Source organism: Streptomyces sp. SP18BB07, from assembly GCF_036322545.1.
GTDB lineage: Bacteria > Actinomycetota > Actinomycetes > Streptomycetales > Streptomycetaceae > Streptomyces > Streptomyces deccanensis.
This window is the reverse complement of sequence record NZ_JAQYWT010000280.1, coordinates 73266-84590: the sequence shown is the minus strand read 5'-3', so window position 1 is coordinate 84590 and position 11325 is coordinate 73266. Positions and strand designations below refer to the sequence as shown.

Sequence of the window (11325 nt, the reverse complement as noted above, 5' to 3'; positions counted from 1 at the left end):
CTCATCAAAGAAAGTTGAAGACGTGGGGACCTCGACGGTCCGGGCGGCGAAAGGCCCCCGCGCGGTATTGCTGCTGGCGCTCTCGGGCGTCCTCCTGCTCACGCTGTGCGCCCTGTCGATGGCGTTCGGCGCCCTGGGCGTCCCCCTCGACCAGGTGTGGCACACCCTGCTCGGCGACGCCCCCAGCACCCGCATCGACAACGTCATCTGGTCCGTGCGCCTGCCGCGCACCGCCCTCGCTCTCGCCACCGGCGCCGCCCTCGGCCTGTCGGGCTCGCTGATGCAGGCGCTGACGCGCAATCCGCTGGCCGACCCCGGCATCCTCGGGGTGAGCGCCGGCGCGGCCTTCGCCGTGGTCCTGTCGGTCGGGGTGCTGGGCATCGGATCGGTGTACGGGTACATCTGGTTCGCCTTCGGCGGCGCGTTCGCCGCCAGCGTCCTGGTGTACCTCCTCGGCGGACTGGGCCGGTCCGGCTCCACACCGGTCAAACTCGCGCTGGCCGGTGTGGCGGTGACCTCCCTGCTGTTCTCGCTCACCAGCGCCATCGCCCTGACCGACCCGGACGCGCTCAACCGCTACCGCTTCTGGAGCGCCGGCTCCCTCGCCAATCAGGACGAGGCCGTCCTCGTGCGGGTCCTGCCGTTCCTGGCCGTCGGCGCGATCCTCGCCCTCGCCTGCGCCCCCGCCCTCAACAGCCTCGCCCTCGGCGACGACGTCGCGAAGTCGCTCGGGCTCAAGCTCGGCCTGGTCCGCGTCCAGGGCGTCGTCGCCGTCACCCTGCTCACCGGGGGAGCCGTCGCCGTCATCGGACCCGTGGTCTTCGTCGGCCTGGTCGTCCCGCACATCGCCCGCGTCCTCGCCCAACTGGCCGGAATCGGCCCGGACCACCGCTGGCTGCTCCCGCTGTCGGCCGTCCTCGCCCCCTGCCTCCTGCTGACCGCCGACATCGCCGGCCGTCTGCTCGCCCGCCCGACGGAGATCCAGGCCGGCGTCCTCGTCGCCTTCGTCGGCGGCCCCTTCTTCATCGCGCTGGTCCGCCGCCGACGTCTCGCGGAGCTGTGAACCATGACCTCACGACCGGGCGTACGCGGGCCCGTGCGAACCGAATCCGTGGAGCTGTGAGCCGATGACCACCGAACTCGCGCCCGTGCCGCCCCCGAAGGGCGCCGGGGACCCCACGCCGAAGCGGCGCACGGCCGACCGCGTCGCCTTCCGGCTGCCCGCCCCGCCCGTCTCCGGTGTCGTACGGCCCCGGCTGCTGGTGGTGTGTCTGCTCCTCGCGGCCGCCGCGTTCCTGGCGTTCGCGGTGGTGACCTCCGTCGGGGACATCGCCCTCCCGCTCACCGACGTGATGAAGGCTCTGGTGGGCACGGGCGACCCCGGCACCGAGCTGATCGTCCACGAACTGCGGCTGCCGCGGGCGCTCGCCGGGCTGCTCGTCGGCATCGCCTTCGGCGTCTCGGGAGCCCTCCTTCAGACAGTGACGCTGAACCCGCTGGCCAGCCCCGACATGATCGGCATCACCCAGGGCGCCGGCACCGCGGTCGTCGCCGGGATCGTCCTCGGCTGGGACGCGGGTCTGGGCACCCAGGCCCTGGGCCTGCTCGGCGCGACGGTCACCGGCCTGCTGGTCTACGCGCTGGCCTGGAAACGCGGCACCACCGGCTACCGCATCGTCCTCGTCGGCATCGGCGTGGCCTGGATCTGCACCAGCCTCACCGACTACCTCATGGCGCGCGGCCAGCGCTTCCAGGCGCAGGCCGCCCTCGGCTGGCTCGTCGGCAACCTCAACGGCCGGACCTGGGACCAGATCGGCCCGCTCGCCGTCACCATGGCCGTGCTCGTGCCACCGGCGATCCTGCTCGGCCGGCAGATCCGCGTCATGCAACTCGGGGACGACGTCGCGAAGGGCCTCGGCACCCGGGTGCAGCTCGTCCGGGTGGCCGTCCTGCTCATCGCCGTCGGCCTCGTGGCCTTCGGCACGGCCACCGCCGGACCCATCGCCTTCGTGGCGCTCGCCGCGCCCCAGGTCGCCCAGCGCCTGGCCGGCACCCCGTTCCCACCACCCGTCGCCGCCGGGCTCACCGGCGCCGTGATGGTCCTCGTGTCGGACCTCGCCGCCCGCAAGCTCGTCCCGGACACGGAGCTTCCGGTCGGGGTCGTCACCGGGGTGCTCGGCGCCCCCGTACTGCTGTGGCTGCTCATCCGCGCCAACCGCGCCGGTTCAGGAGGCTGAAGACGTGTCATCGAAGGACGAGCCGACGACGAGGCGCGACGCCCGCGCCGACGCCCGCGCCCACGGCCTCGCGGACTCTCGCGACGGCGGTCCCGCCGACGGCCCCGAACTGCGGGCCGAGGGCCTGCGCCTGGCCTACGACGACCGGATCGTCGTCGAGGACCTCGACCTGGTGATCCCGACGGGCCGGGTCACCGCCATCGTCGGCGCCAACGCCTGTGGCAAGTCGACCCTGTTGCGCGCCCTGGCCCGCCTGCTGACTCCCAAGGCGGGCGCCGTCCACCTCGACGGCCGCTCGGTGCACTCCATCCCGACCCGGGTCCTCGCCCAGCGGCTCGGCATCCTCCCGCAGACGCCCGTCGCGCCCGAGGGCCTGACCGTCATCGACCTGGTGGGGCGCGGCCGTTCCCCGCACCAGACCTGGTGGCGGCAGTGGTCCCGCAGCGACGAGGAGGCCGTGCACGAGGCGCTCAGGGCCACCGCCATGACCGACCTCGCCCACCGTCCCGTCGACGAACTCTCCGGCGGACAGCGGCAACGCGCCTGGATCGCCATGGCCGTCGCCCAGGGCACCCCCGTGATGCTGCTGGACGAGCCGACGACCTACCTGGACCTCGCCCACCAGATCGACGTCCTGGACCTGGTCACCGATCTCAACCGGCACCAGGGCCGCACCGTCGTGATGGTCCTGCATGACCTCAACCAGGCATGCCGGTACGCCGACCACATCATCGCCATGAAGGGCGGACGCATCGCCGCCGAGGGCGCCCCGGCCGACGTCATCACCGCCAGGACGGTCGAGGACGTCTTCGGGCTGCGCTGCGTGGTCGGGGAGGACCCCGTCAGCCGTACGCCCCTGGTGATTCCGATGGGCCGTCACCACGATGGCGAGGGCGCGGACGCCGACGCCGACGCGGTGCCCGTGGCGGGCACCGCCGGCTGACGTACGGCCGGCGGTGCCCCGCTGACACGGGGCCCGGGAGAGTCACGGACGGTCCGTCAGATAACCGCCCATCGTGCGGAAGTAGTCCGTCGCCGCGAGTTCCGTGCCGTCCTCCGTCCGCACCCGCTTGACCACCAGCCCCGGCAGCCGCCCGGAGCGCGCCTGCGCACCGGCGACGATCACGACACCGTCCCCCTCCCGGATGAAGATCCGGCCCGGAGTGCCCCCGTAGCGGCCCTCGGAGACGGCGGCGGAGACGATCCGGAGGCGCTGGCCTCGGTGGTGGGTGAAGGCGTTGGGATACGGGTCGGACTGGGCCCGGACGAACCGCTCCAGGTCCTCGGCGGGCCAGGTCCAGTCGATCCGGCTGTCCTCCGGGGACCGCTTGTGGAAGAAGCTCGACCGGGAGCGGTCCTGGGGTGTCCACACGGCCTCGCCGGAGGCGATGAGGTCGAGCGACTCGGTGACGAGCGGGCCGATCAGATCGACCGTGCGGTGGAACAGGTCCGTCGCCGTGTCCTGCGGTCCGACCGGCACGGAACGCTGCAACAGCACGTCGCCCATGTCGAGTTCGGCGTCCATGCGGTGGGCCGTGACACCGACCTCCGGCTCGCCGTTGATGAGCGCCCAGATGAGCGGGGAGAAACCCGCGTAGGTCGGGAGCAGGGAGTCATGGATGTTCAGGGTGCCGTGCGGCGGCAGATCGAAGATCTCCGGCGGCAGCCAGGTGCGCCAGTTGTTCGCCACGATGAGATCGGGCTCGGCCTCCTTGAGCGCCCGCAGCAACTCGTCGTCGTCCGGCCGGTTGCGCAACAGCACCGGTACGTCGTGCTGTTCGGCCAGGTCGGCGACCGAGTCGCTCCAGATCTTCTCGTACGCGTGGTCGCTCTTCGGATGGGTGACCGCCAGCACCACCTCGTGTTCGGAATTCAGCAGTGCCTGCAGCGTCCGGTGTCCCCAGGTCTGGTACCCGAACATGACGACCCGCATATGAGCCCTCCTCAGCCGTTGCTAGGTAAGGCTTACCTTATCTAACATGGCTCTGCTGGGGGAGGCTGTGTTCCGGCTTGGGAAACTCTGTGACCCCTTCTATGAAAGGCAGATGACGCGGTGACGACGCTGCACACCGGGGCGGATTCCATCTACGACGTACTGGGGATCGGCTTCGGCCCATCCAATCTCGCGCTCGCCATCGCACTGCACGAACACTCCGCGGCCTCCGGCACCGAGGACGGACTCCGGGTCGGATTCCTGGAGAGACAACCCCGGTTCGGATGGCACCGGGGCATGCTCATCGACGACGCCACCATGCAAGTGTCCTTCCTGAAGGACCTGGTGACGATGCGTGACCCCACCAGCGACTTCAGCTTCCTGTGCTACCTGCGCGATCGCGGCCGACTCGTCGACTTCCTCAACCTGAAGACCCTCTTCCCGCTGCGCATCGAGTTCCACGACTATTTCGAGTGGGCGGCCGCCCGTGTCGAGCACCTCGTCGAGTACTCCGCCGAAGTCGTCTCCGTACGCCCCGTCACCCGGGACGGCGAGATCCGCTACTTCGACGTCACCAGCCGCACTCCCGGCGACCCGGACAGCCTGACCGTCCGCCGGACCCGCAGCATCTGCGTGGCCACCGGCCTGGAACCCCACCTCCCGCCCGGCGCCGCCCTCTCCGAACGGGTGTGGCACAACAGTCAGTTGCTGCCCCGCGTCGACCAGGTCGTGCGCTCCGGACAGCCGGTGCGCCGCGCGGTCGTCCTCGGCGCGGGCCAGAGCGCGGCGGAGGCCGTGGACTACCTCCACCGCAGCTTCCCCGAGGCCGAGATCTGCTCGGTCTTCGCCAAGTACGGCTACACGCCCGCCGACGACAGCCCCTTCGCCAACAAGATCTTCGACCCCGAGGCCGTCGACCTGTACTACGGCGCGCCCCGCGAGGTGAAGCAGTCGCTGTTCGACTACCACCGCAGCACCAACTACTCCGTCGTGGACATGGACCTGATCGAGTCCCTGTCCCGGGCCATGTACCAGGAGAAGGTCCAGGGCCGGGAGCGGCTGCGGATGATGAACGTCTCCCGGCTGCGCGAGGTCGAGGCCGGCACCGAGGACGTCAAGGTGACCGTGGAGTTCCTGCCGACGGGGGAGCGCGAGATCCTCTCCGCCGACCTCCTCGTCTACGCCACCGGCTACCGGCCCCAGGGCGTCGGCGACAACCTGGGCGAGATCGGCAAACTCTGCCTGCGCGACGACGAGGACGCCCTCATGGTCGGCCGCGACCACCGGGTCACCACCAACCCCAACGTCACCGCCGACATCTATCTGCAGGGCGGCACCGAACACACCCACGGCCTCACCTCGACCCTCCTGTCCACCACCGCCGTACGCGCCGGGGAGATCTGCGCTTCCCTCCTTGCCCGCCGCGCGACAGCCCCGGCAGCGCCGCAGGGCTGACCGACCGGCCGGGGTTCGCCCGCCGGGCCGGGCGTTGCGCATGCAGGGAGACCGTTCGCCGCCGTGTGTGTGGGGGCGGGCGGTCCGGACCCCCGCTACCGGTGGTCGGCGTGCGGGTCGACCGCGCCCCGCCGTCGTACGCCCTTCGCCAGTACCCCGCCCAGGAACCCGGTCACGAGCCCCCACAGCACGGCGAGCCCGAGCGCGGACCACAGATGGGGCCGCAGGTACAGCTCCCCGCCCAGGTCGCCGCCGAGGTCGCCGATGCCGAGGACCGACAGTCCGTAGTGCGCGGAGATCCGGCCCACCAGGCAGATCATCAGGACGGTGAGGGCGAGTGCGGCCGCCATGTGCACACCGTGCTGCCACAGCCGTACCCGGGCGGGGGAACGGGCCGCCATGACGAACGCGGCGACCGTCAGCAGCACGGCGTTCACGACCAGCAGCCACCACACCCGGCCGTCGTACTCGGCGAGGGAGCCCAGGTTCAGCGTCGACACGTCGGGGCCGCGCACGACCTCGTCCAGGACCTTCGGCATCGGCAGCCCGAAGGGCCCCTCGACCTGGCTGTCCCAGGTGACGCCCAGCCCGATCGTGAGGACCAGCCACAGCACGTTCGGCAGCCCCAGCAGGATCACCGCGGCCGTCTCGGCGGCGTGCCCACGGGTCAGCGCCACCACCACCGCGATCACCAGCCCGATACCGACGTACGCCAGCAGCAGGCCCACCATCGCGTACGCGGCGGGCCGCACCGACTCCTGGAACCGCAGCAGCCGCGCCGGGAGCGGCGCGCCGCGCGACACCAGCAGCGCCAGGACGAGCACACCGGCGAGCCACAGCAGCCCGAAGAACACGGTCGGTGCCATGGCCGTCTCGAACCCCACGTCGGCGGAGGCGCCGAAGAAGTCGCCCACGTCGCCGAGCGGGATGTCGAAGCTCTGGCGGGCCGCGAGCGCGAGACCGATCAGCGCCGCGAGCCACAGGACGGCGATCCGGGCGGCCCAGCCCGCGAGTTCGCCCGCTCCCGCTACCGCCCGGTGCCGCAGCGGCCGCAGGAAGCCGGCCGCCGTCACCAGTGCGCCGACGAGGGTCACCGACAGCGGGATCACGGTCAGCCCCGCCTGCGTCTCGGCGAGGGGCCCGGCGTCGCCGGAGAGCTCGATGGTGCCGCCGACCGCCGTCACCACGGTGGCCGCGACGACCCGGGGGAACGCGCCGTCCGGGAGGTCCGTCGCGCCCGCCGCCCAGAGTCCGAGCGAGGCCGTCACGATCATCGCGATCAGCCCGGCCAGCACGGTCGCGAGGGCGTGGAGCCAGCCGTGGCGGGCGGGCGCCCGCCCGGGTGACGTCGTCCGCCGTGGACGCAGGGTCTGGGGACTCACTCTTGCCACGCTAAGCACGGCCGGAGCACTCCGCGCGGCGAGCCCGCGGCCCCGGGGCCGCGGCCTTCGGCTTGCGGGCGGCACGGGACCAGAGCACACAATGGGCCTGTTGTGGAGCAAAACGCCGTCATCGGCGTGAATCGCCGCAGAACCCCTACGGCGGGAGAAGCCCCGTGAGCGCCGACCAACCGTCCTCCGGCCGCCCGACCGGCCCGCCCTCCGGCCCTCTGTCCGGACCGTCGCAGCCCGGCCCCGCACCGCACGACCCGACCCGGCCGAGCGTCGAGCGTCCGCCGGAACCGCCCAGCGGCGCCCCGGGCCAGGGCGGAACAGGCGACTCCGGCAGCGGACCCGGCGGACCCGGTGGGCCTGGCGGACCCGGCGGCCCTGAGGGACCGGGAGGCCCCAGCGGTCCCGAGGGGCCCGGTGGGCCGGGCGGGACCTCGGGCGGCTCGGGGGCGGGTCCCGCGGGCCCCGGTCGTCCGTGGTGGCGGTCCGCTCCGCGCATCGCCCTCATGGTCCTCGCGGCCGTCGTCGCCGTGGTCCTGGTCGTCGTCCTCACCCGCTCCGACGACTCGGGCGGCTCGGCGGACGGCGAGGTCTTCCTCCAGGCCGCGGGCAAGTCGGGCCCCGACCCGTTCACCGAGTCGACCGCGACGGACAGCTCCACCCCGCCCGAGACCCCCACGGCGACACCGACCCGATCGGACCCCGCCAACGTGACCCGCGCCGTGGACGGCGCGGCTGCCGGCCTCTACGGCGGCACCCGCAACGTCGCCAGTTGCGACGTCGAGAAGCAGGTCGAGGTGCTCCGGGCGAACCCCGCCAAGAACGAGGCGTTCGCCGCCGTCGCCGGCGTCGAGCCCTCCGGCGTACCCGCCTATCTGCGCGAGCTCACCCCGGTGCAGCTGCGGATGGACACCCGCGTCACCAACCACGGCTACCGCGACGGCGCCGCCACCAGCTACCAGGCCGTCCTGCAGTCCGGCACCGCCGTCCTCGTAGACGACCGCGGGGTGCCCCGGGTGCGGTGCGCCTGCGGCAACCCGCTGAAGCCGCCGGTCGCCCTGAAGACCACACCGGAGCCGAAGGGCGACTCCTGGCCGTCGTACCGGCCGCAGAACGTGGTGGTGGTCGAGCCGTCGACGGTGATCATCAACGTGTTCGTCCTCTACGACCCTGAGCGCGACGACTGGTTCACCCGCCCCTCCGGCGACACCGGGGGCAAGGACAAGAAGACCACCCCGCCCGTCGACCAGCCCTCCCCGTCGGCGTCCACGTCGTTCTCGGAGGAACCGCCCACCGAGTCGCCCGAACCGTGTCCCTCGACCCCGGCCGGAGCCGCGGACGACGAGACCGCCAGTCCGTGCCCCTCGTCGTCCTCGGTGACGCCCTCCACCTCCGCACCGACGGAGACCCTGACCCCCGCGCCGGAGCCGGAGAGCCCCGAGACCGCCGACTCGCCGCCGGACGACACGACGACGAGCGGGTCGGCGTCCCTCCACGACATCCCGGAGCCGGCCGACCCGAACTCGTGACCGGCCCGCCGGGCGGCCCAGGGGGCTGCCGACCCGTGCCGTCCGGCAGCCCCCGGGCCGTCCGTCTCACTCGTCGATGGCCGACCCGAACAGCGCGTCCACGGAGGGCGCACCGAGCGAGGCGGCGTTGTACGTCCATGACCCCGACGCCGTGATCCCGCCCGCGCCCGCCGAGAGCACCCAGACGTGCCCGTCGACGGTGTTCTCACCCGGCGCGGCGGCCAGCAGCCCGAAGCGGCCGTCGCCGTTCGGGTCGGTCAGCCGGACCTGTGCGCCCCACTTGTCGCCCTTCTCGGCCGCGCCCGGCACGTTCGCCGAGTTCTGGTCCCACGACCTGGCGCCGGCCGAGGTCAGCCCGGAGGCGGAGCCGCGCAGCACCCACACCGCGCCGGCGTCCCGCACCGCGCCGATGTCCTCGCCCGCGGCGCCGATCGCCACGTCCGCGAACCCGTCCCCGTCGGTGTCCGCGACCGACAGGTCCGACCCCCAGCCGTCACCGGCCTCGGCGACACCGGGCACGCCGTCGGAGTCCTGCACCCACCAGTCGGGCTCGGCCGCCGGCCCGTCGGGACCGCCGAGCCGTACGCCGACCAGGCCACCCGTCATGGTCTCGCCGGGCTGGTCGTCCGGGGAGTTGGGCTCACCCGTCACCAGGTCGTCGTACCCGTCACCGTTGATGTCGCCGGACGCCGCCACCGGACCGCCCCGCAGATCACGCTCGTACTTCAGCCCGTCGGCGTTCCCCGACAGATAGGTCGACCAGCCGTGACCGGGTTCGTCCCCGACGCTGAGCCCCGAGACGACGAGGTCGGCGAAGCCGTTCCTGTCGTAGTCGCCGGTGGTCAGGGACTTGGCGGCGATCTGGCGGGCCTCGGCGGACTTCGGGTCGACCCGCCGGGTGGCCTCGTGGCGCATCGAGGCGCGGGCCGCCTCGTCGTACGCGAACAGCTCCACGTCGTACCCGTCGAGGACGGCGAGGAGGTCGCCCTCCGTCTCGGCGGTGAAGCGCGCGGCGGCGAGGCCGAGGCCGAACCGCTCCCCGGCGGCGGGCTCCTGGGTCTCCAGCCAGTCGCTCGCGGAGCCCTTCAGCCCGGCCTTCGAACCCCACAGGATGGCCACGCCGCCCGCGTCCTTCACGGTGCCGAGGTCCTCGCCGGGGATGCCGACCACCGCGTCGTCGAACCCGTCGCCGTCCAGGTCACCGGTCGCCACCGCCCGGCCGAAGCCGTCGCCGGCCTCGGCCGCGCCCGCGACCCCCGACGTCGACTGGCTGAACCGGGCCACGTCGCTCGTGCCGATGCCTCTGGCCGAGCCGTACTGCACGGTCACCAGCCCCGCGCCGCTCTTGCCGCTGACCGTGGCGCCGGGCGCGCCGATCAGCACGTCCTCGTAGCCGTCGCCGTTGAAGTCGGCGTTGCGGTCACTGGCCTGGGTACTGCCGGGCACCCCCGCGTACGCGGACGGCGCGGCGACGACCGCCGCACCCGAGACGAGAAGAAAGGTGGCCGCCGCGAGGGCAGCCGAACGGTTCTTGCGCATGTACGGCTCCAAAGAGTAGGAACGGCCGGGCAGCGCGGGGGTGTCCGGAAAGGGCCCGTTCCTTGTCCGGCGTCCTGTTCGACCGTGGAGAACGGGGAAGGGTTGCACGGCCTGGAGCGACAGCAAGGACCGGCCGGGGGAAAAGAGGTGGCGCTCCCACCCGGTGAGCGCCGATGCTCCTGCGCATGACCGACCTACGCGACACGCGGCCCGACGCACAGCCCCAGCACGAACAGCCCCTGCCCGAGCGGCAGCCCGGGTGGGGTGACCGGTTCGTCGGCCCCGAAGGGGACCCGCGTGCCGAGGGCGGCTTCGAAGGGGAACGGGCCACGCTCGTCGGATACCTCCGCAACCAGCGGCTCACCCTGGAGCTGAAGTGCGCGGGCCTCGACGCCGAGGCGCTGGCCCGCCGCTCGGTGCCGCCGTCGAACATGTCGCTGCTCGGACTCGTGCGCCACCTGGCCGGCGTGGAACAGTACTGGTTCCGCGAGGCGTTGGCGGGCCGGCCGGAGCCTCGCCACTACCGCGCCGGCGAGGACCCCGACGGGGACTTCAACGAGGCCGTGGCCGACCCCGAGGCCGTCGCCGACGCCTGGCGGACCTGGCGCGCCGAGGTCGACTTCGCCGAGCGCTTCGTGGCCGCCGCCCCCGACCTGGCCGTCACCGGACACCACGACGGCGAACCCATCGCCCTGCGCGAGGTGCTGGTCCACCTGATCGAGGAGTACGCCCGCCACAACGGCCACGCCGACTTCCTGCGCGAACGCATCGACGGCCGCATCGGCCAGTGACACCCGGCGCGGACCGGGATTTTTCTCAGGGCGGAACGCCACCCCCTTCCCGTGGCGCGCCGACTTCCTAGGCTGAGGGGGTGAGCCAACACGCCTCGAACGAAGCCCGAGTCATCCCCCTGCGCCCGGCCGCGGCCCCGCCGACCGGCCCACCCGCCAAGGAACCGCTGTGGCGCGACCTCGTCGGCGACGTGCTCCGCCGTGAGCGCCTGGCCCAGGAGCGCACGCTGAAGGACGTCGCCGACGCGGCCCGCATCTCGATGCCGTACCTCTCCGAGGTGGAACGCGGCCGCAAGGAGGCCTCGTCGGAGGTCCTCGCGGCAGCCGCCCAGGCCCTGGGCCTCGGCCTGGGGGACCTGCTCTCCCTGGCCCAGGGCGAACTGACCCGCAGTACGCCCAAGGCCTCCTACAACGGCCTGTGCCTGGCGGCCTGACCGGGATCGGGTGCGG

The 11325-nt window shown here is 72.9% G+C and carries 10 protein-coding genes; 7 read left to right on the top strand and 3 right to left on the bottom strand.

Annotated elements, in window-relative coordinates:
- The first annotated feature begins 22 nt into the window (after nt 1–22).
- From PUR53_RS14605 to PUR53_RS14595, 3 genes are all read left to right on the top strand, one after another.
- Nucleotides 23–1063, top strand: a complete 1041-nt coding sequence (locus tag PUR53_RS14605; RefSeq protein WP_329908507.1) for a FecCD family ABC transporter permease — start codon at nt 23–25, stop codon at nt 1061–1063.
- Nucleotides 1064–1127: 64 nt separating this feature from the next.
- Nucleotides 1128–2237 carry a FecCD family ABC transporter permease gene (locus tag PUR53_RS14600; protein WP_329908506.1) on the top strand — a complete coding sequence of 370 codons (1110 nt, stop codon included), beginning with the start codon at nt 1128–1130 and terminating at the stop codon, nt 2235–2237.
- 4 nt (nt 2238–2241) lie between these two features.
- Nucleotides 2242–3180 (top strand): ABC transporter ATP-binding protein, encoded by a 939-nt coding sequence (locus PUR53_RS14595; protein WP_443080304.1) that lies wholly within the window; start codon nt 2242–2244, stop codon nt 3178–3180.
- A 42-nt stretch (nt 3181–3222) separates the two neighbouring features.
- Here the strand turns inward: PUR53_RS14595 and PUR53_RS14590 are convergent, their stop codons facing one another.
- A complete protein-coding gene (locus PUR53_RS14590) occupies nt 3223–4170 on the bottom strand; it encodes a methionyl-tRNA formyltransferase (RefSeq protein WP_329908505.1) in 948 nt (315 codons plus the stop codon).
- A 120-nt stretch (nt 4171–4290) separates the two neighbouring features.
- On the opposite strand from PUR53_RS14590, the gene PUR53_RS14585 reads away from it, so the two are divergent.
- Entirely contained in the window at nt 4291–5625 is a 1335-nt protein-coding gene (locus tag PUR53_RS14585; RefSeq protein ID WP_329908504.1) for a lysine N(6)-hydroxylase/L-ornithine N(5)-oxygenase family protein, read from the top strand.
- A gap of 95 nt (nt 5626–5720) precedes the next feature.
- Here PUR53_RS14585 and PUR53_RS14580 read toward each other — a convergent pair whose 3' ends face one another.
- Nucleotides 5721–7007 (bottom strand): streptophobe family protein, encoded by a 1287-nt coding sequence (locus tag PUR53_RS14580; protein WP_329908503.1) that lies wholly within the window; start codon nt 7005–7007, stop codon nt 5721–5723.
- Between the two features lie 173 nt (nt 7008–7180).
- Between PUR53_RS14580 and PUR53_RS14575 the strand changes: the two genes are divergently transcribed.
- Nucleotides 7181–8545, top strand: a complete 1365-nt coding sequence (locus PUR53_RS14575) for a DUF6777 domain-containing protein (RefSeq protein ID WP_329908502.1) — start codon at nt 7181–7183, stop codon at nt 8543–8545.
- Between the two features lie 66 nt (nt 8546–8611).
- On the opposite strand, the gene PUR53_RS14570 is transcribed toward PUR53_RS14575, so the two are convergent.
- On the bottom strand, nt 8612–10084 hold the full coding sequence (locus tag PUR53_RS14570) for an esterase (RefSeq protein ID WP_329908501.1): 1473 nt from the start codon (nt 10082–10084) through the stop codon (nt 8612–8614).
- A gap of 185 nt (nt 10085–10269) precedes the next feature.
- Here PUR53_RS14570 and PUR53_RS14565 point away from each other — a divergent pair, with 185 nt between their 5' ends.
- Together PUR53_RS14565 and PUR53_RS14560 are read left to right on the top strand one after the other, a co-directional pair.
- Nucleotides 10270–10875, top strand: coding sequence for a DinB family protein (locus PUR53_RS14565; protein ID WP_329900901.1), 606 nt, complete (start codon nt 10270–10272; stop codon nt 10873–10875).
- A gap of 80 nt (nt 10876–10955) precedes the next feature.
- Entirely contained in the window at nt 10956–11309 is a 354-nt protein-coding gene (locus PUR53_RS14560; protein WP_329908500.1) for a helix-turn-helix domain-containing protein, read from the top strand.
- Nucleotides 11310–11325: the final 16 nt, after the last annotated feature.